Annotated in this window: 28 protein-coding genes; 12 read left to right on the top strand and 16 right to left on the bottom strand. The window is 32.1% G+C overall.

Features of this window, described 5'->3' with window-relative positions:
- Nucleotides 1–113: 113 nt before the first annotated feature.
- Nucleotides 114–968, top strand: a complete 855-nt coding sequence (locus AC5SLY_RS02050; protein ID WP_494599007.1) for an NAD(P)-dependent oxidoreductase — start codon at nt 114–116, stop codon at nt 966–968.
- Nucleotides 969–980: 12 nt separating this feature from the next.
- On the opposite strand, the gene AC5SLY_RS02045 is transcribed toward AC5SLY_RS02050, so the two are convergent.
- From AC5SLY_RS02045 to aptA, 3 genes are read right to left on the bottom strand one after another with little or no spacing between them, the layout of a single operon-like run.
- Nucleotides 981–1,484 (bottom strand): hypothetical protein, encoded by a 504-nt coding sequence (locus AC5SLY_RS02045; RefSeq protein ID WP_494599006.1) that lies wholly within the window; start codon nt 1,482–1,484, stop codon nt 981–983.
- Between the two features lie 12 nt (nt 1,485–1,496).
- Nucleotides 1,497–2,609 (bottom strand): alanine dehydrogenase, encoded by a 1,113-nt coding sequence (gene ald, locus AC5SLY_RS02040; RefSeq protein ID WP_006997110.1) that lies wholly within the window; start codon nt 2,607–2,609, stop codon nt 1,497–1,499.
- Nucleotides 2,610–2,652: 43 nt separating this feature from the next.
- Entirely contained in the window at nt 2,653–3,999 is a 1,347-nt protein-coding gene (aptA, locus tag AC5SLY_RS02035; protein WP_494599005.1) for an omega-aminotransferase AptA, read from the bottom strand.
- A gap of 205 nt (nt 4,000–4,204) precedes the next feature.
- Between aptA and AC5SLY_RS02030 the strand changes: the two genes are divergently transcribed.
- The 4 genes from AC5SLY_RS02030 to AC5SLY_RS02015 all read left to right on the top strand — a co-directional run bounded on the left by AC5SLY_RS02030 (nt 4,205) and on the right by AC5SLY_RS02015 (nt 8,975).
- Nucleotides 4,205–5,146 (top strand): ABC transporter substrate-binding protein, encoded by a 942-nt coding sequence (locus tag AC5SLY_RS02030; RefSeq protein WP_006997112.1) that lies wholly within the window; start codon nt 4,205–4,207, stop codon nt 5,144–5,146.
- Between the two features lie 87 nt (nt 5,147–5,233).
- Entirely contained in the window at nt 5,234–6,031 is a 798-nt protein-coding gene (locus AC5SLY_RS02025) for a taurine ABC transporter ATP-binding protein (protein ID WP_027306618.1), read from the top strand.
- 1 nt (nt 6,032) lies between these two features.
- Nucleotides 6,033–7,946 carry an ABC transporter permease gene (locus tag AC5SLY_RS02020; protein WP_494599004.1) on the top strand — a complete coding sequence of 638 codons (1,914 nt, stop codon included), beginning with the start codon at nt 6,033–6,035 and terminating at the stop codon, nt 7,944–7,946.
- Between the two features lie 18 nt (nt 7,947–7,964).
- Nucleotides 7,965–8,975: an Ldh family oxidoreductase gene (locus AC5SLY_RS02015; RefSeq protein WP_020169286.1), complete on the top strand. Its 1,011-nt coding sequence runs from the start codon at nt 7,965–7,967 to the stop codon at nt 8,973–8,975.
- On the opposite strand, the gene AC5SLY_RS02010 is transcribed toward AC5SLY_RS02015, so the two are convergent.
- Nucleotides 8,976–10,118, bottom strand: a complete 1,143-nt coding sequence (locus AC5SLY_RS02010) for an epoxide hydrolase family protein (RefSeq protein WP_020169285.1) — start codon at nt 10,116–10,118, stop codon at nt 8,976–8,978.
- Between the two features lie 49 nt (nt 10,119–10,167).
- Here AC5SLY_RS02010 and AC5SLY_RS02005 point away from each other — a divergent pair, with 49 nt between their 5' ends.
- A complete protein-coding gene (locus AC5SLY_RS02005) occupies nt 10,168–11,079 on the top strand; it encodes a bifunctional enoyl-CoA hydratase/phosphate acetyltransferase (RefSeq protein WP_020169284.1) in 912 nt (303 codons plus the stop codon).
- Between the two features lie 62 nt (nt 11,080–11,141).
- A complete protein-coding gene (gene hisD, locus AC5SLY_RS02000) occupies nt 11,142–12,428 on the top strand; it encodes a histidinol dehydrogenase (RefSeq protein WP_011281955.1) in 1,287 nt (428 codons plus the stop codon).
- A 1-nt stretch (nt 12,429) separates the two neighbouring features.
- On the opposite strand, the gene AC5SLY_RS01995 is transcribed toward hisD, so the two are convergent.
- The 11 genes from AC5SLY_RS01995 to AC5SLY_RS01945 form a co-directional block, all read right to left on the bottom strand.
- Nucleotides 12,430–13,035: a LysE/ArgO family amino acid transporter gene (locus tag AC5SLY_RS01995; protein WP_006997119.1), complete on the bottom strand. Its 606-nt coding sequence runs from the start codon at nt 13,033–13,035 to the stop codon at nt 12,430–12,432.
- A gap of 9 nt (nt 13,036–13,044) precedes the next feature.
- Nucleotides 13,045–14,550: an ABC transporter permease gene (locus AC5SLY_RS01990; RefSeq protein ID WP_011281954.1), complete on the bottom strand. Its 1,506-nt coding sequence runs from the start codon at nt 14,548–14,550 to the stop codon at nt 13,045–13,047.
- Nucleotides 14,543–15,592, bottom strand: coding sequence for a quaternary amine ABC transporter ATP-binding protein (locus AC5SLY_RS01985; protein ID WP_006997121.1), 1,050 nt, complete (start codon nt 15,590–15,592; stop codon nt 14,543–14,545). The genes AC5SLY_RS01990 and AC5SLY_RS01985 overlap by 8 nt, the downstream gene beginning before the upstream one ends.
- A gap of 82 nt (nt 15,593–15,674) precedes the next feature.
- Nucleotides 15,675–16,637, bottom strand: coding sequence for an ABC transporter substrate-binding protein (locus tag AC5SLY_RS01980; RefSeq protein WP_006997122.1), 963 nt, complete (start codon nt 16,635–16,637; stop codon nt 15,675–15,677).
- A 101-nt stretch (nt 16,638–16,738) separates the two neighbouring features.
- Nucleotides 16,739–18,220, bottom strand: coding sequence for an aldehyde dehydrogenase (locus tag AC5SLY_RS01975; protein WP_494599003.1), 1,482 nt, complete (start codon nt 18,218–18,220; stop codon nt 16,739–16,741).
- 41 nt (nt 18,221–18,261) lie between these two features.
- Nucleotides 18,262–19,224, bottom strand: coding sequence for a hypothetical protein (locus tag AC5SLY_RS01970; protein ID WP_494599002.1), 963 nt, complete (start codon nt 19,222–19,224; stop codon nt 18,262–18,264).
- 5 nt (nt 19,225–19,229) lie between these two features.
- Entirely contained in the window at nt 19,230–19,982 is a 753-nt protein-coding gene (locus tag AC5SLY_RS01965; RefSeq protein ID WP_494599001.1) for a hypothetical protein, read from the bottom strand.
- 6 nt (nt 19,983–19,988) lie between these two features.
- Nucleotides 19,989–20,864: an inverse autotransporter beta domain-containing protein gene (locus tag AC5SLY_RS01960; protein ID WP_494599000.1), complete on the bottom strand. Its 876-nt coding sequence runs from the start codon at nt 20,862–20,864 to the stop codon at nt 19,989–19,991.
- An 89-nt stretch (nt 20,865–20,953) separates the two neighbouring features.
- Nucleotides 20,954–21,094: a hypothetical protein gene (locus tag AC5SLY_RS01955; RefSeq protein ID WP_494598999.1), complete on the bottom strand. Its 141-nt coding sequence runs from the start codon at nt 21,092–21,094 to the stop codon at nt 20,954–20,956.
- 17 nt (nt 21,095–21,111) lie between these two features.
- Nucleotides 21,112–21,432: a hypothetical protein gene (locus AC5SLY_RS01950; protein WP_494598998.1), complete on the bottom strand. Its 321-nt coding sequence runs from the start codon at nt 21,430–21,432 to the stop codon at nt 21,112–21,114.
- A gap of 8 nt (nt 21,433–21,440) precedes the next feature.
- Entirely contained in the window at nt 21,441–21,851 is a 411-nt protein-coding gene (locus AC5SLY_RS01945; protein WP_011281947.1) for a VOC family protein, read from the bottom strand.
- A gap of 75 nt (nt 21,852–21,926) precedes the next feature.
- Here AC5SLY_RS01945 and epsC point away from each other — a divergent pair, with 75 nt between their 5' ends.
- From epsC to AC5SLY_RS01920, 5 genes are read left to right on the top strand one after another with little or no spacing between them, the layout of a single operon-like run.
- Nucleotides 21,927–22,505, top strand: a complete 579-nt coding sequence (epsC, locus tag AC5SLY_RS01940) for a serine O-acetyltransferase EpsC (protein ID WP_026362715.1) — start codon at nt 21,927–21,929, stop codon at nt 22,503–22,505.
- Nucleotides 22,505–23,509 carry a cysteine synthase A gene (locus AC5SLY_RS01935; RefSeq protein WP_494598997.1) on the top strand — a complete coding sequence of 335 codons (1,005 nt, stop codon included), beginning with the start codon at nt 22,505–22,507 and terminating at the stop codon, nt 23,507–23,509. Before epsC ends, AC5SLY_RS01935 begins: the two co-directional genes overlap by 1 nt.
- Nucleotides 23,510–23,524: 15 nt before the next feature.
- Entirely contained in the window at nt 23,525–23,734 is a 210-nt protein-coding gene (locus tag AC5SLY_RS01930) for a hypothetical protein (protein WP_027306630.1), read from the top strand.
- 49 nt (nt 23,735–23,783) lie between these two features.
- Nucleotides 23,784–24,119: a DMT family transporter gene (locus AC5SLY_RS01925; RefSeq protein ID WP_494574249.1), complete on the top strand. Its 336-nt coding sequence runs from the start codon at nt 23,784–23,786 to the stop codon at nt 24,117–24,119.
- Nucleotides 24,119–24,451 carry a DMT family transporter gene (locus AC5SLY_RS01920; RefSeq protein ID WP_006997130.1) on the top strand — a complete coding sequence of 111 codons (333 nt, stop codon included), beginning with the start codon at nt 24,119–24,121 and terminating at the stop codon, nt 24,449–24,451. The genes AC5SLY_RS01925 and AC5SLY_RS01920 overlap by 1 nt, the downstream gene beginning before the upstream one ends.
- Before the next feature lie 331 nt (nt 24,452–24,782).
- Here the strand turns inward: AC5SLY_RS01920 and AC5SLY_RS01915 are convergent, their stop codons facing one another.
- Entirely contained in the window at nt 24,783–25,127 is a 345-nt protein-coding gene (locus AC5SLY_RS01915; protein WP_006997131.1) for a DUF952 domain-containing protein, read from the bottom strand.
- Nucleotides 25,128–25,267 lie beyond the last annotated feature (140 nt).

The following is a 25,267-nucleotide window of genomic DNA, read 5'->3' as shown; positions in this document are numbered from 1 at the left end:
TAATCTCAGTCAGTTACGACACCCCTTTCCCAATACATACATCAGTTGATTAAAAAACAAAACACAAATATCTATTTGATATAATTTATAATTAAGCATAAATTTAATCATTCATGAAAAATGTTGGTTTCATTGGTGTTGGGTATATGGGTTATGGAATAGCCAAAAATATTCTAAAAAATAATAATAATTTATTTGTTATTGCTAATAAAAATAGATCTCCAATAGAAAAAATAGTTAATGAAGGTGCAGTTGAAGTTAAATCATATGACGAATTATGTTCAAAAGATTTAGACTGTCTTTTTTTATGTGTAACCAATACTCCTATTGCTCATTCAATTATTGAAAAAATATTACCTCTATTAAATTCAGATACTCTTATTATTGATATTACTACTCATGACCAAAATGGATCCATCGAAGCTAATAAAATTTTTAAAAGTAAAAATATAAACTACATAGAATGTCCTGTAATGGGAGGCCCCGTTCAAGCTGAAGAAGGTGTCTTAGGTGGTATTATTGGTGGCAGTGAAGAAAATTTTAAGAAAGCTGAAGTATTTTTAAAAGCATTTTGCAAAGATTACTTTTATTTTGGAGAAGTTGGCATGGGAACTAAATCAAAACTTTTAAATAATTTTTTAACACTGGGTAATGCTACTTTAATTGTTCACATGATAAAAGGTGCAAAAAAATTTGATATTGATTTAAAGAAATTATACGATGTTGCTAAACTTGGCTCTGGAAATTCTGCAGCCTTAAGTAGAATTTTTGATAACCTTTTAAAAGACGATTATACAGGGTTTAAGTTTACTGCAAAAAATTCGCATAAAGATATGTCCTACATTCAAGATTTACTAAAAGATATGCCTAATGCTGAAAAATTAGCCAAAGATACAAAAGATTTTTATAAAGATGCCATGGATAGTGGTAATGGCGAGCTTTTTATTAGTGAATTAATTAAAAAATAAAATTAATTTTTATTATAAAATTTCTAAAGGCAATGGAGCTTCAGGGTACTTTTGCTTACACAATTTTTCATAATTTTTGCAAAGAATACTTACCGTGTCATGTGCTTCATCTTTTGAAGTTAAAAATTTAATTAAAGTATCTCTCTCGAGTTCGATTTCTTTAATATCTGCTCCTCTTAAATATTCACCAGTTTCAACTTCCCAGTAAGTATCATTTAATTCACCAATATCTAAAGTATTAAGTTTATTCTGAAGTTCAATAATAATCTCATCGTCCGTTTTACTATCTTTCATTGGAGAGTTAACTAATTTTCCTAAACATTTGTCTTTAAGATCATCTAAAAAAGTATTGTAGGGTTTACCTTCAGCTAAACCTTGAAAGTGATTGCTTTCAAAGTACTTACTGATTGCTGCATTAGTTGAAATTTTATTTTTACCCTTAGCAACGGCTACTTGAACGTAAACTTCCTGGCTAATGTATTCGTTTAAATAATCTTTAATTTTATCCGATAACATTAGTTAAAAAAATTACAGAGTTTTTAAAGGATCAACATAATCATACCCAAAAACATCAGCCACTGCTTTGTATGTTACTTGACCTTTACAAACGTTTAGTCCTGCAAGCAAATGTTTATCATCGCTTAGTGCTTTAGCGTAACCGTTATTTGCAATTTTTACTAGATGTGGAAGTGTTGCATTGTTCAACGCAATTGTTGAAGTTCTTGGAACTCCACCTGGCATATTTGCTACACAGTAATGAATAACATCATCAATAATATAAGTTGGATCACCGTGAGTTGTTGGTTTACTTGTTTCAACGCAACCCCCTTGGTCAATTGCAACATCAACAATAACTGATCCTCTTTGCATTAGTTTTAACATTGGTTTAGTAATTAATTTTGGAGCTTCTGCACCTGGTATTAAAACACCCCCAATTAAAAGATCAGCTTTTGCAACTAATTTATTTAAATCAATTTTATCACTTTGTTCTGGAATAATTTTATCACCAAACATTTCAACCAATTGTTTCAATCTTGCTTCAGACTTGTCAACGATATGAACTTTAGCACCCATTCCAGTTGCAATCACAGCAGCATTTTCACCAACAACACCACCACCTAAAATAACAACAGTACCTCCTTCAACTCCAGGAGCTCCTCCTAATAAAAGACCTCTACCATTTTGGTTTTTTTCCAAGCAATGTGCTCCAGCTTGAACTGACATACGTCCAGCAACTGCACTCATTGGTGCAAGTAATGGCAATCTGCCATTATCATCTGTAACCGTTTCATAGGCTATACAAACACCTTTAGATTTAACTAAACCTTCTGTTAATTCTTTAGCTGCTGCTAAGTGTAGATAAGTGTAGACGATTTGATTTTCTCTAATCATCTTAACTTCACCTGCTTGGGGCTCTTTTACTTTAACAATTATATCTGCATCATTGAAAATATCTTCAGCTTTATCAACAATTTTAGCACCTACACTTGTGTATTGATCATTTTCAAAACCAGCTTCAAATCCACCATTATTTTCAACTAAAACCTCATGACCTTCTGATATTAAAGTTTTAACACTTTCAGGGGTTAATCCAATACGATGCTCTTGTGGTTTGATTTCTTTAGGTACGCCGATCTTCATAACACTCTCTCCCTTTTCAGTACTTTAAATTTTATTAAAGTTTTTAGTTTTTTTGATTTTTTTGATAGTTAGTAATACCAGTTCTTAACTTTTCAATAATCTCATCAATGTGTTTTTCTTCACAAATGAATTGAGGAGCTATAATTAAACAATCTCCTGTAGCTTTAAAGTTAACACCAGCTTCATAACATGCTTTAAAACATTCATAGCCAGCTTTACCAGGTTTAGTGTTTAGCTTCATGTCTATTCCACCCATCATTCCATATCCTCTAATATTATCCACAGACTCTAGATCTTGAAGAGAGAATAATCCTTTTTGGAAATAAGGAGCTAAATTTTTTGCTCTATTAAAAATATCATCTTTTTCAAAAATGTCTTGCACCGCAAGAGCAGCTGCTACTGCAACTGGAATTCCTGAATAAGTATAACCATGAAATAATTCAACTGCACCCGTTGGTGAAGCATCCATTACCGCATCATAAATATAATCACTACAAGCAACAACACCCATTGGCACAACACCATTAGTTGTAGCTTTAGCCATTGTCATAATGTCTGGAGTTACTCCAAATTCATCAGCGCCAAATTTAGAACCTGTTCTGCCCCATCCTGTAATTACTTCATCAAAAATTAAAAGTATTCCATGCTTGTCACAGATCTCTCTTAGTTTTTGTAAATAACCTTTGGGTGGAACCAGTGTTCCAGTTGATCCAGCAATCGGTTCAACAATACAAGCAGCAATGTTTTCACCACCAAAATTTTGACAAATAGTTTCTAAATCATTTGCTAAATAGTCTCCAGTTTCTGGTTGACCACTCACAAACTTATGTTCTGGTAAATGTGTATGTCTAATGTGTTGGACCCCTGGCATTAAAACGCTTGCAAACGTTTTAACATTATTTACCATTCCACCCACTGAAATACAACCAATGTTCATTCCATGATAACCACGCTCACGTCCAACAAATCTAAATCTTTCTGCATGTCCTTTTGCTCTGTGATATGCAACAGCAATTTTAATTGCAGTTTCTACAGCTGTAGATCCACAAATTGTAAAAAACATTTTATTTAAATCACCTGGTGTGTGTTTTGAAATTTTTGTAGCTAATTCAAATGAACCACCAAAACCTTGTTGAAATGGTTGTGCGTAATCTAAAGTTTCTAATTGCTTTGTAACAGCTTCTGTGATTTCTCTTCTTCCATGGCCTAGTGGGTTACAAAATAACCCTGAGCTCGCATCTATTTGTGTTTTTCCATGGTGAGTTTTTAAGTAAACCCCCTTAGCTTCTGTAATTAGTCTTGGGTTTGCTTTGAAATCTTTATTAGATGTAAACGGCATCCAATGTTCATTTAATGAATTAGGTACTGAAGTTCTGTTTTCTGAGCTCATAAATATTCTCTCTCTAAGTATGTAGTGTTATAATTTTATTCCTAACTATTAGACTAAATCAAAAGGTTTTCTATAATTATTTTTTTCTTTAAGGTTTATAATTTTACAACTTATAGGTGTATAAAAATTAAAATTTGTTTTACATCAATTCCAAATTCCATTTAAATACAGATAATTTAATTAAATTACTAACAAAGGAATAATAATGAAAAAAATAATTAGTTTTATTCTTGGTGCTGTAGTTGCTCTTAACTTATCAATGTCAGTTGCTAACGCTGCTGCTAAAGAAGTTAGAGTTGCATTCTTTTTAGAATGGCCTACTCCAAACCAAGAAGACAAAGTTAAAAAGATGTTTGATAAAGCTCTAGGTGTTCCAGTTAAATGGACTAACTTTTCAAACGGTGGTGCTATGACTGATGCTATGTTAGCTGGAGATATTGATATTTCTTACTCACAAGGCTTAGTGCCATTCATCAATGCTGTTAAATCAAAAGCTCCGCTAAAACTTGTAGATATTGCTATGGAATACGGAATGGGTGGAACAACTTGTGTTACATCTAATGCTTCTGGAATTACAAAAGCTAACGCTTCTGAATTAGAAGGTAAAAAAGTTGCTGTTCCTCTAGGAACAATGGCTGAGTATGTTTTTGATGAAAGTATGAAAGTTGTTGGCGCTGATAAAAGTAAAATGACAGTTATTCAAATGGATCCTGAAGAAGGTGCTGCTGCACTAGTTTCTGGTGATGTTGTAATGGCATGTTTATTTGGTGGAAATTCTATTAAAGCTGCAACTGCAGTTGGAAGTAGATTACTAACAGTTCAAGAAGCGCGTGATGCTGGTATCTTAGGTATTGACATTACATCTGTTACTGACAAATTTATGAAAGAGAACCCAGGTATGCTGAGAACTTTCATAGAAGTAACTCATGAAGCAAATGCTAGATATGCAGCAGGTAAAAGTGATTTAAATGTTATCGCTAAAGATGCTGAGATGAAGCTTGGTGATATGAAAGAAACTTTAAGCGGATTTAAATTTCTTACACCTGCAGAGACTGAAAAATCTATGACTTCTGGAAATCTAAGTGGATTTTTAAAAGGAATGGGTACTCCTAACGGAGCAGTTGATACAAGCTTTTTACCTCTTTAATTTAGAGAGTTAAATAAATTTAAATAGGCGCCAATTTAATAAATTGGTGCCTATTTTTTTAAAAAAATTCTAATATAGTATTATCTTATGAGTGATTTAATTTCTCAGAATTTAAACATGATCTTTAAAACTCCTAAAGGAGAAACAGTTCATGCATTAAAAGATGTAAACTTTACACTTAAAAAAGGTGAACTTTTAACTGTACTTGGTCCTTCGGGCTGTGGAAAAACAACTTTATTAAACATTACTGCTGGATTTCTACGACCTACTTCTGGAGTTCTAACTCTTAACGGAAATGAAATTAATGGCCCTGGTGTTGAACGGGGAATGGTCTTTCAACAAGGTGCTTTATTTGAATGGCTAACGGTTGCAGAGAATGTTGACTTTGGTTTAAGAATGAAAAAAGAAGACCCAGTTAAAACTGCTAAGAAAGTTGAAGAATGGTTAAATATAGTAGGCCTACAAGGTTTTGGAAACACTCCTACTTATCAATTATCTGGAGGTATGCAGCAAAGAGTTGCTCTTGCTAGATGTTTAATTAATGACCCTGATTTAATTTTAATGGATGAACCGTTAGGAGCATTAGATGCATTAACCAGAGAGAAGATGCAGTCTTTAGTTTTAAAAATTTGGAAAGAAACAGGAAAAACAATTATCTTAATCACCCACTCAGTTGAAGAAGCTTTACTACTAGGTGAAAGATTATATGTAATGGCACCAAGACCAGGTCGTATCCATAAAGAATATAATCTTCCTTTTGCATCAATGGGTATTGATGGTGATTTAAGAGAGATAAAAAAAACACCTGACTTTGTAAGCACTAGAGAAGAAATTCTAACTATGATTTGGAATATGGAAGAAGAAATTATGGGTAAAGATATTTAGTATGCTAACAGGTATTATAACATTCGTAGTAATTTTTGCAGTTATTGGATCTATTTTGTATGGAAGAAAATTAGCAAAAACTGAAAAATTAGATGCTGTATTTGGTAACCCTGAAAGAGCTAAAGGTGGAGTTCATTGGGTTATTGTTGGTAGTAGTTTTTTACTATTAACTTGGCTTTACTATTCTTGGGATATGGCGAAATCATTTTATCCTCAGTCTGCAAATGAACTTTGTCAGGTTGCAAAAGTAAACGACTCTTTACTTTCATTAAAATATTTATTTCCAATTGAGGAACGTGAATTTAAGAGTACTTCAATAATTAAAGGTGAAAATAAAAATATACAAAAACTAGCTAATGAAATTAAAAATTCACCTAATATAAGAGAACAAGACAAAACTACTCTTTTAAAATTTATTGCAAAAACTCAACAATCAATTCCATTGTTAACCAATATTGATCTTTTAGAAGAAGAAACAAAAAGTCAAATTCGAGATTTAACAAATAGAATTACTTGGTTAACAGAAGATTTTCAAAAAATAAGCTATCCACCAATTAAAAGTATTGAAGAAGAGAACGCAAGAATTGAAGCTTTAAAAAAACAAGGGAAATGGGGAGCCTCTGCAACCGCTGTAGAAAATACAGTTGAAATACCAACAATTCCTGAAACAAAAATGGGTTTAAAATTTGATGCAGCTGCAAAAGAATTAACTCTTATTAGTAATGACTTTTTCAAATTAAGAAATCATAACTATAAATATAAGCAGTTAATGAAAGAGATTAAGGATGAGATTAAAGCTTATCGATCTAATTTAGATGATACCCAAGAAGTAGCTTCTGCATTAGCAAAAGATGTTTTAAAAATTGCTCGAAGAATCGAATACGCAAGTATTTTCCCACCTAATACTCTTGATGATATGCAAAAATCAATAATAGAGTTTGATGAAGTTCAAAAGAAAGAACAAGGTGTTTTAAGACTAGTTGATATTTTTTTATTTCCTGCAGGTACAATTGTTTCAAGTGGACCAAATTGTTCTGAGCAAGGATCTGGAAGATGGTTACCAAAACCGTCTGATACCTTTAATAAATTTGTGCTACTCCTTAAACCCAGTATTGGATTTAAAAACGTACCTCTAATTTGGTATGAAATGATGGATGTAAGTAAAATAGTTGGTTTTATATTACCTGATTGGATTGCAGATGCTATGCCTGGGGCATATCCAATTCATAATGCTGATGGAACTGTTACTCCAAACTTTAAGAGTAAAGTCTTAAGTGTTGTTACAGGTGAGTTTAAATTATTTAAGATACCAGTTCCGATGGGTCATATCTGGGATTCTTTTTTAAGAGTTCTCCTAGGTTTAGTACTTGGAATTATTTTTGGTGTGCCACTAGGATTGTTTATGGGTTTAAACAGATTTGCTAAAGGATTTTTTGATCCATTAATTGAACTATATAGACCGGTACCCCCATTAGCTTGGGCTCCTCTAGTTATTACTGTATTTGGAATTGATAATGTTGGGAAAGTTTTCTTATTATTTATGGTTTCATTTTCAATTATGATCATCTCTGCTAGAGCAGGAGCTGCTGGTACGCAGTTGTCTAAAATTCATGCTTCACACTCACTTGGTGCATCTAAATGGCAAATATTAAGACATGTAATATTTCCAAACTCATTACCAGAAATTTTAACAGGGGTTAGAGTTGCTGTTGGAATGTGTTGGGGAACTTTGGTTGCAGCTGAATTTTTAGCCGGTACTACAGGTATTGGATTTGTTGAAAACGTTGCTAAAAAATACTTCCAATATGAAGTTATTTGGATCACTATTTTTGTAATGGGTATGTTAGGTTTATTATTTGATGTTGCTTTAAGAAAAATAATTGACAAAACAATTCCATGGCATGGTAAAGGTTAATCAAACTTTTATTAAACTATGAAATCTTCGAAATTAAAAAGAATTATTAAAGATATCTTTATTAAGTATAAATTAAACAAAGATCATGCCACTATTTGTGCTGAAGCCTTAATCAATGCAGAATTAGTTGGTGCTCCATCACATGGTTTATCTAGACTTAAGATGTACTGTGACCGTATTTCTAAAAAAGTTATTAATCCAAAAGCTAAAATTAAAGTTAAAAAAATTTCTCAATCCATTGCCCATGTTGATGGTAACAATAGTATTGGCTTTGTTGCAGCAGATACCGCTATTAAAACTGCTATAAACAATGCTAAAAAAACTGGAATTGGCTTAGTTGCAGTTAAGAATAGTGGTCATTATGGTTTATCTGGTTATTACGCAGAGCAAGCAGTTAAAAAAGGTTTAATGGTAATGATATTTACTAATGCACCTCCAGCAGTTGCACCTCATGGAGCTTTAAAAAGTTTATTTGGAACAAACCCTATTTGTTTTGGAACACCTACTGGATCAAAGGTTCCTTTTATTTTAGACACTTCAATCTCAATGATTAATAGAGGAAAAATTAGAGTTGCAGCAAGAGAAGGAACTAAAATTCCTGAAGGAGTTGCTTTAGATAAATTTGGTAAACCAACAACGGATCCTAAAAAAGCATTAGAGGGTGTTCAATTACCAATAGCTGGTTTTAGGGGCTCTGGATTAGCTTGGATGGTTGATATTTTAAGTGGTGTATTAACAGGTGGTAATCATGCAGGTAGAGTTAAAGATCCATTTACCGATTTTAGTGGTCCACAAAATATTGGTCACCTATTTTTTGTTTTAAAGCCTAATTTATTTGTCGGAAATTCTTTCAATAAAAGAATAAAAGACAATATCAAAACTATAAAAAGACTTCCCAAGATAAAAGGTGTTAAAGAAATTCTTTACCCAGGACAAAGTAAGTTTAATAGGTTTAAAAGTAATCTTAAAAAAGAAATTAATATTTCAAAAGCTGTTTTAAAAGACTTGGAATATTTACAAAGTATCTAACTATCGTACAGATCTTGAAAACTTTACAAGATCATTAACAAGAAGTTCAGGTTCCTCAAGGGCTGCAAAATGTCCACCCCTCGGCATCTCTGTCCATTGAGTAATATTAAACATTCTATCTACATAAGATTTTGGTGGCCACTCAGACATTTCTGCTGGAAAAATTGCTGCAGCTGTTGGAATTTCTATTTTTTTAAAATCTTTAGGAAAAAAACGTCCACCCTCTTCTCTTCTTCCGTAATAAATCCAAGTAGCTGTGTTGAAAGTTTTTGTAACTACATAAACCATAATATTAGCTAAGAGTGTATCTTTTGAATAAACACTTTCAATATTGTTATCTTTTAAATCAGACCATGAGTACATTTTTTCAATAATCCATGCTGCAATTCCAACAGGACTGTCCATCATTCCATAACTTAAAGTTTGAGGTTTAGTTGCTTGTTGAGTTCTATATCCATCCTGCATTGTTTGGTCTGTATTAAATCTTTGTTGCCATTCTTCCTCTTGTTTTGTTTGTGGACCATCAGGGTGGCGCATTGTTAAACAATTAATGTGAATTGCCTTACATGATTTTGAATGATCATAACCAATCCAGTTTGCAATAGTTGCTCCCCAATCACCTCCTTGTGCTAAATATTTTTTATAACCAAGGTTTTCTGTCATCAATTTATTTAAAGTATTGGCTATTTTTCTTGGTCCCATGGGTCTTGAAGGTCTCCCAGAAAAACCAAAACCAGGTAATGATGGGACCACTACATCAAAGGCATCGTCAATGTTTCCACCAAATTTTTCAGGGTGTGCAAGTCTTTCTATAATATGTAAAAACTCAATTACCGATCCAGGCCATCCATGCATAAGAAGTAAAGGTGTTGGGTTGGACCCACTTCCCTTTTCATGAATAAAATGTATTTCGATATCATCTACAATAGTTGTGAAATTTGGAAATTGATTTATTTCTGCCTCATGTTTTCTCCAATCAAAATCTTTAATCCAATAATTTGAGATCTCTTTCATATAATCAAGATTACTTCCATATTTCCAGCCACCATCATCTGGCATTTCATGCCATGGGTAATTTTTTACTTTAGTGTATATTTCTTGAAGTACTTTATCGGGAATATCTAATTTAAAAGGCTTAATCATTATCAATTTACAGTATATACTTTTTAAAAATTCAGACTAAATATACCTCATGCTTTCAAATAAAGAAATTGTTTGTCCTAATAACCTTCTGGATCATGCACATAAGAAAAAAGGTGTTAATGCTGCAATCGTAAATGCAGGGTTGCCTTTACCAATGCTTTCAGTTCAAGATGCTGTTAATGAAAATTTAATAACACCTATCTTTATAGGGAATAAAAAAGAAATTCTTAAATGTGCTGAAGATTTAAAATGGGATATTTCAAAATTTGAAATCATTGATGAACCTATTGAAAATAATACTGCTGCTATTGCTGCAAAACTTGCTAGCCAAGATAAAGTAAAAATTATTGTTAAGGGTCATATTCATACAGATGTCTTAATGAAAGAAATTTTAAAAAGAGATTACAATTTACTTGGTAAAACTAGACTTAGTCACATATGGCATATGACAAATACTAAAGATGACAAGCCACTTATAATTACTGATGGTGCTTTAAATGTTTTACCCAATGTAAAAACAAAAATGCATATTTTAAGAAATGTAATTGATTTTTCAAACCGTATAGGAATTGAAAGGCCCAAAATTGCAGTTCTATCAGCAACAGAAGAAATTTTAGATAGTGTACCAAGCTCTATCGATGCAGATGAAATTACAAAACTTGCAAAAGAAGAAAATTTAAATGCTGATGTTTTTGGTCCCTTGGCATTTGATAATAGTATTTCAAAAAAATCTGCTGCTATAAAAGGTGTTAAAAATATTGTAGCTGGTGATGCAGATGTATTGCTAGTTCCAAGTGTTGAAACTGGAAATAGTTTGGTTAAAATGATGATTTATTTTATGGGAGCTTGTGCAGCTGGTGTGGTAGTGGGTGGTAAAGTTCCAATAGTAATTACTAGTAGATCTGATGAAGCACAAGCTAGATTAGCCTCTATTGCTGCAGCTGTTGTTGCTTTAGACTAATTCTTCATTGAAATAATTACATTAATGTTTTAAATAAAGCTTCAAAATTAGAGAGGGAAACAATGGCTATAACGTACTTAAAAAAATCACCAAAAACATCGTCAACAGACGATACTAAAACAACTGGAATTGTTCAGGATTTATTAAAAAATATCGAAACTACAAAAGAACAAGGTTGTATCGATCTTACAAAAAAATTTGATAAGTACGATGGAGAAATCATCGTTTCTAAAGAAAGAATTGAAGAAATTAAAAAAACATTAGATCAAAAAACAAAAGATGATGTTCAATTTTCATATGAAAGAGTTAGAAAATTTGCTGAAGCTCAATTAAAAAATTATGGTCAAGATTTTGAAGTAGAGCTTTCAGATGGACTTTTTGCTGGTCAAAAATTAATACCTGTTAATACTGCTGGATGTTATGTACCAGGAGGTCGTTATGCACACATTGCATCAGCTGTTATGAGTGTAACAACAGCAAAGGTTGCTGGTGTAAAAAACGTTATTGCCTGTAGTCCTCCAAAAGAAGGAGTGGGTGCACATCCAACAATTATTTATACAGCAGATCTTTGTGGTGCTGATGTAATTTTAAATTTAGGTGGTGTCCCTGCAATTGCAGCAATGACTAATGGCTTATTTAATAACCCTCCTGCAGATATTATCGTTGGTCCTGGAAATCAATTTGTTGCTGAAGCTAAAAGAATTTTATTTGGAAAAGTGGGTATTGATTTGTTTGCTGGTCCTACTGAGATTGGAATTATTGCTGACGCTAAAGCTGACCCTGAGATAGTTGCTGTAGATTTAGTGGGTCAAGCTGAGCATGGTTATAATTCACCTTGTTGGTTATACACAACGAGTAAAGAGCTTGCAGAAAAAGTAATGAAAAGAGTTCCAGAATTAATTGCTGAACTACCAGAAGTTCCAAGAACAAACGCAGATGCAGCGTGGAGAGATTATGGTGAAGTTATCCTTTGTGATACTGATGAAGAAATGGCAACTATTAGTGATGAGTATGCTCCAGAACACTTAGAAGTTCAAACAGAAAATTTAGAGTGGTTTCACAAAAGACTTACAAACTATGGTTCTTTATTTATTGGAGAAGAAACAACTGTTGCTTATGGAGATAAATGTTCAGGAACTAATCATATACTTCCAACTAAAGGTGCGGGAAGATATACGGGTGGATTATTCGTTGGTAAGTTTGTTAAAACTTTAAGTTTTCAAAGAATGACAAAAGAATCTACTGAATTAGTTGGTGCTGCAGCTGCAAGAATTTCTAGATACGAAGGAATGGAAGCACATGCAAGAACAGGCGACGTTAGGCTTAAAAAGTACGGTTATTCTAGTTAAATTATATAATTTCCATTAGCACTGTTAAAGCCAAAATAGACATAAAAAGAATAATCAAATAATTTATTCTTTTCCACACTGTTGCACTTTTAAGATATTTAGAAAAATATTTTGAAAGATATCCTATTATAAAAAAAAATAGGAATGAAGAAATGGCTGCCCCAGCACCAAAGTAATACTTATCCACTTGACTAAGGCTTTTAGAGAAGTTTCCTAGGAAAAACACAGTGTCTGAATAAACATGTGGATTAAGAAAAGTAAAACCTAAAGTTTTAACTACAATGTTAGATAAATTATTAGTTTTACTATCCACATCAAATGAAGTTTCTGAAACTTTAGTTTTAATTTTTCCCCAAATAAAATGTAATAAAAATATTAAAAGTAAAATATTAAAAACTAACTCAATAGTTGGAGTAAAAAAATGATTCAGATACTGAAATAAAAAAATTCCTAAAAAAATTAATAAAAAGTCTGAAATTGAACAAATTAAACATACAATAAAAATATATTGTTTTTTTAAGCCTTGTTCTATGACAAATATATTTTGAGCACCTATTGCAAGAATTAAACTTAACCCAGTTAAAAAACCTAATATTAAATAATCCATTAAGTTTTATTAAACTCTTTTTTTACCCTGAACAACCCTATCAAGTATTAATGCAACAAATAAAATAGCTATACCTGCAAGTATACCTTGTCCAACATTAGCATATTGCAATGCCTCGAGAACATCTTGACCTAAACCTTTTGCACCAATTAGGGATGCTACAACTACCATGGCTAAACTTAACATTACTGTTTGGTTCACACCTGCTAAAATTGAAGGTGTAGCTAGTGGCAGATCTACTTTTCTCAGCAAATACCATTTAGTTGCACCGTATGCGATAGCAGCTTCTCGAATTGTTTCTGGCACTCCACGTAACCCTAAAACTGTAAGTCTTACAACAGGTGTACCACCAAAAATCATTGTAATAATTACTGCTGCAACCTTTCCAGTTCCAAAAAACGCTATTACTGGAATCATAAATACAAAAGCTGGCATTGTTTGCATGAAATCCATTATCGGTCTAATTAATGAATAAAATCTTTGTCGTCTTGCACAGAAAATTCCAAGCGGAATTCCAATTGCTATACTTAAAACTGCAGCAGTTCCTAATAAGGCAAGTGTAGTCATTGCTTTAACCCAGAAACCTAAAAAACCCATGTAACATAAAAATCCTGTAGAATAAATTGCAGCCCTGGGTCCTGCAGATAACCCAGTTAAAGTTACAATTGCAGTTATAATTACAATCCAAGGAGTTTTAACAAACAATAATTCTAAGAAATCTAATACGGACCTAATACCAATTGTTATAGCTGTAAAAATTAAATCTCCTTTAACAACGGCATAATCAAAAACAATTTCTATCCATTTAATTGAAAATAATCTTATTTCAGGATGTGTTGGGAACGTATCCATTATCTGAAGTAAGCCCGGAAAACTGTAATGGATAACTGTAAAAATCATTATAACAGAGGTAAAAACACCACTTAAAATATAATTTTTCATCTGCATCCCTGGATGAATAGATTTATCGGATAACCATTCAGAATATTTCTTTTCTAAAATTGAATTTGCCAAAACACCCTGAACAATTTTAATTCCTATCAATAAAATAAAACCAAAAATTGCTATCCAAATTGCTGAAGCTTCTATTCTCGTAATTTCATCTAAATAACCTTGCATAGCATCCTCTAAGGATTTTATGTTTCTTTCAAAGACATCAATTTTGTCTGGATTATTTTCTATCGCAGCTTCTAATTGTTTATTTCTAAAGGCTATAGTGCTTTTTACTTGTTCAACTTTAGCAATGGCCTCTGCCGTAATATTACCAAATAAACCTCTGATTATTTGTACTACTGAAAAAGTTTCAATAATTAGAAAAGCTAAAGTCCAATTCCAAATATTACGCATTCCAAACCAAATTGGTCCAAATATGAATGCAAATAAATTAAATGAAAATGAGTAAGTAGGCTTGCTACCAATTTTTTTAAACTCTTTAATATAATAGTCTGGATTACTTTTTACAAAGTCAGTAATTAATTCATCTCTTGATGGGTTTCTGTTTGCTTTATTATCCATCACTACCCTCTACAACAGCTTTTAATAAGTCTGCCTGTGTTATTATACCAATATTTTTGTTTTCATTATTAATTACTAATATCGGCTCATCCTTAATAGAAGATTTTTCTATCAACTTATTTAGTAAATCATTTTCATGAACGCTTTCTAAATTTTTTGATATTAATCCAAATTCTTTTTCAAATTTCTCAACAGGCTGCATGATAGATTTTGCTTGAATAATTTTTAATCTAGATATTCCTTTTACAAAATCAGCAACATAATCATCTGCTGGTTTCATTACTATTTCTTCTGGTGTTCCTATTTGGATAACTTTTCCATCTCTCATGATAGCAATTCTATGACCCACTCTTACTGCTTCATCTAAATCATGAGTTATAAATACTGTAGTCTTTTTCATTTGTTTTGAAAGTTTGATAAATTCTGCTTGAAGCTGTCTTCTTATTAATGGGTCTAGTGCACTAAAAGGTTCATCCATTAATAAAACATCAGGATCCGCTGCCAAAGCTCTAGCTAATCCTACTCTTTGTTGCATTCCACCTGAAAGTTCATGGGCAAATTTATTTCCCCAACCTTGAAGTTCCACAATATCTAAAATCTTATTAGCAGCATCCAATCTATCATTTTTACTAATACCTCTTATTTCAAGCGGCATTGCTATATTGTCTAAAACTGATCGGTGAGGCATTAGAGCAAAGTTTTGAAAAACCATGCCTATCTTTTTATTCCTTAAATCTTGTAAACTTTTTGGATCAAACTTCATCACATCTTCATTATCGATCAAAATTTGTCCTGAAGTAGGTTCTAGTAATCTATTAATATGTCTCACTAAAGTGGATTTACCACTCCCTGAAAGACCCATTACACAAAATATTTCTCCTTTTTTAACGTCAAAAGAGACATCTGATACACCAATTACTGAATTATATTTTTCTAAAGCTTCTTGTTTTGAAATACGATTATTTTGAATGGCATTTAATGCTTCCACAGAAGTGTTGCCAAAAATCTTCCAAACATTTTTTATTTCTATAGCAGAGTCCATCAGATCCGTTCGAAAATTTAATAATTTTTTAAAGAAATATACCCGGCAACAAATTTGGTTGCCGGGTAAAATTTAGTTTAACTTAAAGGCCTAACCAACCATCAACTTTAGACTTATTGTTTTTCATCCATGTTCTGGCAACATCAGCTGGATCTTTTTTCTCAACTGAAATTTGAAAAGCCATTAATGAAACATCGTCTGCTGACAATTGAAAGTTCTTAAAGAAATCAACAATCGCTGGTGACTTTGCTTCTAAAGAAGTTCCCCAACCGATTTGGATTTGCTTAAGAGCATCTTTTGATGCAACATAAGATTTTTTGTACCAATCAGCATCTTCTTTAGGCTGAACCATTTTGTATTTTGCTTCATCGAACTTAGGTTCAGTTAACATAACTACATCAGCCATTCCCCAAATTGCATGTGGCTTGTAACAATAAAATGCATAACCTTCACCTTTTTTAATAGAGTCAAGCACTCTTGCATTTTTTACAGCTTCAGCAGCTCTGATTGCTTCAATGCCTGCATCGTATAAACCGTAATCTCTAAGTTTTACTTGGTTTACATTTGCAGAAGCCCATCCATCAGCACCAATCCAAAACTCACCTTTACCATTTCCGTCACTGTCCATTGCTTTAACAACTTCTGGTCTAGCTAAGTCTTCAATTGCTGTAATATTCATTTTTTTAGCAAATTGTTGAGACACACAATATCCTTGGTTTCCTTCGTAAGGTTTTGAACTTAACTTAAGAGTTCCTTTAGGAACTAGATCGTTAGTATAAGCCTGTTGATTAGGTAGCCAGATATCAGGGTGAACTTCTATCTCACCTTTGCTCCTATCAATTGCTGCGTAGATTGCAGTATTATTTCCTGGAACTAATTCTGCTTCTCCACCCATTTTGTCATTAACAACTGCTGCTAATAAATTTGCAATAGCTGTTGCACCTGTCCAACCTGGATCTCCAATTTTAACTTTCTCAGCAAATGTTGAAAAAGTAGCAAATAAAGAAATCAAACCAGCTACAAGTGTAGTTTTTATTATTTTCATTATATCCCTCTCGATTAATTTAAAAAAACTAGCATAACTTAAAACTTTTGAGCAAGTCAAAGAAAATTATCTACTTATAATCCCTAATATTATTTATCTTTTTATGAATGACTAATCCAAATAGTCTTGGTTTGAAGGTATTGGTCCAGAGCTTCTGTACCTTGATCTCTACTTAAAGATCCAGATTGTCTGTATCCACCAAAGGGCGTTTTAATATCTCCTTCAGAAAAAGTATTAACAGAGACAGTTCCACAAGGTAAACTTTTAGCCATATGAAAAGCCCTATCTATATCTTGAGTAAAAACACTTGCATGCAATCCATACTTTGAATTACTTGCAATTTTCAAAGCTTCTTCGTCACTATTAATTGTAAGAACACCTAAAACTGGTCCAAAAATTTCTTCTTGAGCAATTGTCATGTTTTCTTTTAAATCATCAAATAGAGTTGGTTTTGCAAAAAATCCTTTTTGATCACCACTTGATACGCCACCAAATAATAGTTTAGCTCCTTCATCAATTCCTTTTTGAATATAACCATCAACTGTTGCTAAATGTTTTTTAGAAATCATTGATCCCATATTACTTTCTGGATCTAATGGATCTCCAGCTTTAAGAGCTTTTACTTTTTTTGAAACTTTGTCTAAAAATTCATCTTTAACTTTGCTGTGAATTATTTGTCTCATATTTGCAGAGCAGTTCTGTCCACCATTCCAAAAGGCAGAATTAATTGCATTATCAATTAAATTATCTGTAATCTTTGCATCTTCTAAAACGATGAACGGACTTTTACCACCCATCTCTAAACCAATTGTCTTTAAATTACTTTCACCAGAATATTTCATGAACAGTCCTCCAACTTCTGTTGAGCCAGTAAATGAAACTGCATCAACATCATTGTGTCTACCCAGTGCTTCTCCCACATCTCCAAAGCCAGGTAATACATTTAAAACTCCATCTGGAATACCTGCTTCTTTAGCAATTTGAGCAACTCTAATTGCAGTTAAAGGTGTGTCTTCTGCTGGTTTGATTATAACAGAACATCCTGCAGCTAATGCTGGTGCCATTTTCCATACTGCCATCATTAAAGGGAAATTCCATGGAACAACTCCTGCAACAACACCTATTGGTTCTTTAATAATTAAACTAGTTAGTGATGGTTCTGTTGGTCCAACTTTACCAAATACTTTATCTATTAATTCTCCGTACCACTGAAAATGCATTGGCGCATCATTTGCAACCTCATTAATGCAGTCTCCAATTAATTTTCCAGTATCTACACATTCAAGAACAGAATTTTCTTCACCAGTTTGTCTTAATAATTCAGCAAACTTTAGTAAGACATCTTTTCTAAATTCTGGAGATGTTCTGGACCAAACACCACTATTAAAAGCTTTTCTTGATACTTTTACAGCTAAATCAACATCCTTATGATTACATTTTGCAACAGAGCAAAGAGTTTCACCCGATGCAGGGTTTATATTTTCAAACTTTTCACCATCAATAGCATCAACGTACTTACCATCAATAAAGGCTCTTCCTTCAAACTTTAAATTTTTAGCGATTGATTTGTAGTTAACAGCCATGATCTGTGTAGGCTATTACTTAAAAGATTAATTATCAATAATTAATTCATTGGTCCAAACCAGTCAAACTTATTAGTCCAGTTTCTCCAATTACAAGTTGGTCCAATTCTATTCTTGTACCACTTGTTTGATTTTTCAGCTTTAGACATAATTTTAACTAGCTTTGGATGTGTGTACTTTCCAAGATTTCTTTCACACATAATTTCATACGGATTATACGGATCTTTAGATGTTGGGATTAGATAAACACTATCAATTAACTGAGGACACCCTTCAATATCATGAGTATACAAATTTCTATTTAATTTAAAGCCAACACTTAGCATATGATCAGTGCCACCGTTATAATGATCTGAATAGTGAATTTTTTTCATACCTTTAATACATCTTATTCCCATTAGCTGAGTATGAAACAATTCATGAATATTAATCTGTGTTAATCTTTCTTCATTGTTATGACCATTGCTTCTGACAAAAATACCACCTATGCCAACTCCAGCATCTCCACCATGATTTCCAGCATTAACGTCGGTCCATAAAAAATATGTTTTCTTCTTATTTGTGAAACCACCAAATTGGTGAAAATAATGACCCATTTGGGTATTAACACTGTTATCTTTTAATTCTTTCCAGTTCTTACTCGTTCTAATAAAAGTGATATCTAGTTTTCCATCTTCTCTATAATCATATCTAAATTTTTTACCTTCGCCACCTGAACCTTTGTTTACTTTAGTAGCCTCAAGCATTGCATCATTAGCTTTTTCCAAAATATCCTGCATTTTACCATTGATATCTAGCTCTCTATCCTCAGCATCAGATGGCAGTAAATAAATAAAGTGTATTTGATGATCGTCAGTTATATCAGGCTGATCTTCAAAATATCTTCCAGGCTTTTGATCTTTAGATAAATCTATTTTTTTAAAATCTTTAATATCCTTAGCTGATAAAGAATTTGATAATGAAAATAAAAAAACTATTAGAATTAAAGATAAAAATTTAAACAAAATTTTTATTGACCTTGAATAGTAATTGTTGCTAAAGGAGGAGCAGCTTGAAATACTTTGCCGGTATCACTACAATTACTTGCACCTGTATTTATATTTTTCAAAGCTTGTGCAGTACTAAAAGCCATTGTAACAGTCGGTATTGCTGACGGATCTAGAATAAATGGTGCTGTCAAAGGGTCTCTAAATTGAAAATGTGAGTGAGATGCGGATACAACGTTAGAAGCTGCTGGATCAGATCCATCTGCATCAGCAACACTATTCAATTGCGGGTAACCATTTGAGGTTTGAGCAGCATTTAATGCGGGAACATAAACTGTAACTTCTGCAGGAGTTCCACTGGTTTTACCAGTTGCAGAGCCCGTAGTATTTGCAACATTAGTTGCTGCAGTTCCATTCTTGTCTGCTTTTGTTGTACAATCACCAACCGTTCCAGCAACTACAATTGCTCTGCTCATTGTAGTTTGAATGTATGTGTAAGCAGTTCCTGGTGTAGCTAATCCAAAATTTCCAATTGTTCCAGCTGTTTCTCCAGCTGTAACTGCTGCGATATCAAGGGCCGTTCCAATTCCTGGTAAACTTACAGTAATTGGATTTAAGCAATTAGCAGCTGTACTACCTGTTTCACAAAGTTCCATTTTAGTAATAGTAAGCTTGTAAGTAGTGGCTAATCCAGTTGCTACAGCAGAATAAGCTGAAATAGAATTTAAAGATGTAAAAGATAGTATAATTAACAATTTAAATAATAATTTTTTCATAATAATTTATTGTTTTGTTACAATTACTGAACCCTGAATTTCCATTACTAATTTATTTCTTCTTCTAACTTTTTCTTTTAATTTTTGTTCCATGTTGCTTTTTTCATACATGTCATTTGATAAGCCATCAGACATCACCATAGATTTTTCTTTTGGTGGATAAATATAATTAATACTTAAAGAAGTTTCATCATCTACACCATTTAGTGAAGATTTGTCTAAACTTGCAACAACTTCTATTGAGTTTGTTACATCTAGTTCTAGAGAATAAATATTACCTTTTTGATCAGAAGATCCTTTTTCAGCTTCCCATTTATAACCATTATAATTAATTCTAGCCCATGGTGCTCTTGGAATTTGAGATGTTAAGTTAAAATCCCAACCAGATAAAACTTGCTCTCTATCACCATTAACAACTTCAGAGTTTGAAATTTTTGTATAGCTATTTGCAGTTAAATCTAAAATTGAACCTTTAGCTTCAATACCAAGGCCTAATCTGTCTTGACCATCTGTCAAATCTCTATCGTAGAAAGTATTTGCGCCAAACATAAAATTTTTATCTTCAGATAGTTTTCTATAACCTAAGCCTATGTTTCCAATAATTCTTCCAGAGCTATTTATCTCTTGGTTCATTAAGCTAAATTGAGTAAAAAAGTTAGAATTATCTGTGGCTTCAATATCTCTTACCCCTAATATTGAAAAGTTAAGTTGATCCTCATCACCATCATTATAATCTAAAGATACTTCAGTAATTCCTTCACCAGGTATCAAATTTGATATTTTTTCAGATACTTTATTTAAAGCTTGAGAGGCTACATCTGCATTAGCTACAGTTGTGATTATTAAACAGAGTGATGTTAAAAATATTTTTATAAATTTCATTAAACAAATTATTATAAAAATAAAAAAAAATTGATAATAAAAAAAAACCCAATTTAGGTTTTATAGACCCAAAATAGGTTTTAAAAATATTATAAATATTTGAGATTTAAAACTGCATCTAAAGTGTTATTTTTTTTTAGATTTTTTAGAAATTTTGAAAGAGTTTTTAGTTCAATTTCAGCAAAAGGTTTCATTATTTCTTCGGTTTTGTTTGTTGGTAAAAGACCCATTTTAGTTGAATGACTTATTAATTTTTTTTTTTTAAAATTTCTATTTTTCTTCTAACGGTTTCTTTTGGTAAATTTAAAATATTTGCTACAGCATAAATTGTTAACTTACGTGCTATATAAAACTCCTCTATTGTTGATGTTCTTAAATTTTTCCATACATCTTCCCAATCTGATCCTAACTTATCCCTATGTTTTAAATAATGGGACCCCATAACAGAAAGTATCATGAAAGAATCGTAATCAATTCCTAACATCTTTTTTAATTGTTGGAATTGGTCTGTTCGAAAATTTATTAAATGATATAAAATTTCACTGTATGAAGCTACTTTTTTTGTCATTTAAAAGTTTAGCCAGGATTTGCAGTTAATGTTTTGATCTCTAAAATATTTTCATTAGGATCTTTAACAAAGAATGTTTCTTGCTCATATTTTGTTCCTTTAAATCTTAAATAAGGTTCGTCATAATATTTAGTATTTTTTTCTCTTAGTCTACTTTTAAGAGCATCAAAATTTTCTCTAGATAAATGTACACCGAAATGAGGAACAGAAACGTTACCCATATCAACATCATGTCTTTCGCTTTCAAGTTTATGCTCGCTTGCGTGAAGAGTTAATTCATTTCCCCAAAAATCTACATCTGCCCATTCTTGAGCCGAGTTATCTAATCGGCACCCTAATATTTCACTGTAAAAATGTTTTGCTTTCTCTAAATCGCCACAAGGTATTGCTAAATGAAAACAGTTGGTATTTTTGTACATGGATTTTCCTCTTTAAATTGCTTATTTAAAGCTTATATAAAGCAATATAAAATTATAATCAACACTAGCAAAAAAATGAACGACTTTTTACAATCTATAATTGACAGAGACCCTGCGGCAAAATCTAAACTAAGTTTAATTTTAACTTACCCTGGTGTTAAAGCAGTTTTTTTTCATAGAATTGCTAATTTTTTTCAACTTGCTAAATTTCATTTAGTTGCAAGAATAATTTCTCAACTCTCTAGGTTTTTTACTGGAATAGAAATTCATCCAGGAGCTAAGATTGGAAAAAATTTATTTATTGACCATGGTATGGGTGTTGTAATCGGTGAGACTTCAGAAATTGGAAATAATGTAACCATTTATCATATGGCAACTTTAGGTGGGATCGCACCAAGTATTAATTCAAACGAACAGAGACAAGTTAAGAGACACCCCACATTAGGTGATTGTGTAGTCGTTGGTTCTGGTGCACAAATATTAGGCCCTGTAATAATTGGTGCTAATGCTAAAATTGGAGCTAATGCAGTAGTTACAAAAGATGTTCCCGAAAATGCAGTAATGGTTGGAATACCTGCTAAAAATGTTGGTACAGCAACTGAAGAATTTAAACCTTATGCGGTAGAAGAGGTAGATAAAAATACTTCAAGTTAATGAAAAATATTCAAGACAACTTTATTTCTGGAATTGGTAATACTCCTTTAATCAAACTTAGAGCTGCATCAGAGATTACTGGTTGTAATATTTATGGTAAAGCAGAATTTATGAACCCTGGTGGTTCTGTAAAAGACAGAGCGGCACTTGCTTTAATTAGAGATGCAGAGACCAAAAAATTAATTTCTAAAGGTGGAACAATTGTTGAGGGTACTGCTGGAAATACCGGTATAGGCTTATGTCTACTTGGTAATTCACTTGGTTATAAAACAATCATAGTAATGAATGATAACCAAACCCAAGAAAAAAAAGATTTACTTAGAAATATTGGTGCTGATTTAAGGTTGGTTCCAGCTAAACCTTATAAAGATGATGCAAACTTTGTAAAAGTTGCAGCAAAACTTGCTGATGAATTAAGACCATCAAATAACAATGGAGTAGTTTGGGCCAATCAGTTTGACAATGTTGCAAATGCTAAGGGTCATTATGAAACAACAGGTAAAGAAATTTGGGAACAAACTGAAGGTAAAGTTGATGGTTTTGTCTGTTCATCTGGAACAGGTGGAACGATTTCAGGAGTAAGTAACGCTCTTAAAGAAAAGAATAAAGATATAAAAATATTTCTATCTGATCCAAAAGGATCTGCTCTTTACAATTATATAAAAAATGGAGAATTAAAATCTGAAGGTGGTTCAATTACTGAAGGAATTGGATCAAGTAGAGTAACAAAAAACTTTGAAAATGCTAAGATAGATGACGCCTACTCTATTGATGACCATGAAGCGCTTCCTATACTTTATGATTTAATTCAAAATGAAGGTTTAAGTCTTGGCACTAGCTGTGGAATTAATATTGCTGGTGCGATTAGAATGGGTAAAGAGTTGGGTCCTGGAAAAACTATTGTAACAATTCTTTGTGATAAAAGTGATAAATACGCTACCAAAATGTTTAATAAAAAATTTCTAGAAGAAAAAGGGTTGCCTTTTCCCAATTGGATTGATTAAATTTAGATAAAAATTATGACTGGTCAAAGACGTTGGTTAAAAATTTGGGCAAGAACAGTTGGGATGCCCATAGGTATTAATGACAAAGACAAACCTGAATTTTTACCTATAAAACAAAACGATGTTAAAAAAGCATTAGCCTTTAGAACATTTTGGATTCTACTTCATGTCCTAACTTGCCTATTGATTATAGCTGGTAATGGTCGCGTAATGGGTTGGTGGTAATATCTAAATAATTATATACCTCTAACAATATTTCATTTAAGATATTTAGATGAATCTTGCTAGTGGTTACATATTTCTAGTGTTAGCAATAATACTTGGTATTTCCTCTAATGGTTTCTTAAAAGCTACAGAGGGCTTTACAAATATTTACCCTACTCTTTTTTGCATTATTACAATTGTTGCATGTATCTTTTGTTTATCTAAGGCAATGAATGTTATACCTGTTGGCTTTACTTATGCTACTTACGGGGGGCTCACTATTACTGCTGTAACAATTTTTGGTGTTGTGAAATATAATCAAACACCAAACCTTTATGCTGTTCTTGGAATATCTTTAATTATTATTGGTGTTATATTATTAAATACAATGGGAAAAACTAATTAATGAATATGACAACTTCCTACTTATTTCTAGCTTTAGCAGTAGTACTAGGTGTTGCTTCAAATAGTTTTGCAAAAAGCGCTGAAGGTTTTACTCTACTTGTTCCAAGTATTATTACGGCAATTACTATAGTTTTATGCATGTATGCCTTATCAATGGTGATGAAAAATATTCCAATGGGAATTACTTACGCATCATTTGCGGGTCTTGCGATTATCTCAACTGTAGGTGTTGGCATAATCAAATATAATCAAGTTCCAAATCTTTATTCGATAGTTGGTTTGTGTTTTATTATTGTGGGTGTACTAATGGTAAATCTTTTAGGGAATAATTAATAAAATTATTTAAATAAAGCTAGTTAGGAGAGTTTCTAAAATTATCGAAATCCTACAGTTTTGCTAGGTTGCATTCAATAAATATATTTAACATAAAGTGAAATAAATATTTTGAATACAATATTCAAAAATGTTAATCTATAAATATCAATAAAGGAGGATGATTATGAACTTATCACCACCTGACACATAACTGGTGTGATTAAATAATCAAAGACTAGATAAGACCAATAAAATATGAATCTATTATTATAGATTTTAGCGTATACCGCTCACTTACAGGGGAACTCTTTTGGAGTTTACCGAAAGGGTGACCCCCTTAATAAAGCGGTCAAAAAATATCTGGCAACACATGATTGCCATCATCATTTAAAATAATATCAAATTCATCAACTACATTAGAAATATCTAGTGGCGAATATAAATGTGGAAACATATTTCCATCTGATGCTTGTTCCCAAACTAAATGATCTAACTTTAAAGTATCAACCTTTAATAAAATTAAATCATTTTGATTTTTGTAAAACTTTTGAAGAGTTCCGGCAACCTGATCATCACCTGAAAAATGAATGTAACCATCTTCTAAATCTTTTTTAGAACCAGTTAATTGACCTTTACTTTTAGCTTCTTGCCACTCAGATTTGGTGCATATTTTATAAACAAACTTAAAGTTCATTAAAAATTTATATTATTCAGGAGGGATATTGACAATAAGAAACTTCCCTCAAAAGAGGGAAGTTAATATTAACTATCTAATAGAGAGAGAAGATAATGTTAATTTTTTTTAATTTTATGAGCCCCTTATAGATAGTAAAT

The organism is Candidatus Pelagibacter sp. PS_23, assembly GCF_059417905.1.
Note: the sequence above shows the minus strand (reverse complement) of the source record. Positions and strands in the feature narration are given on the sequence as shown.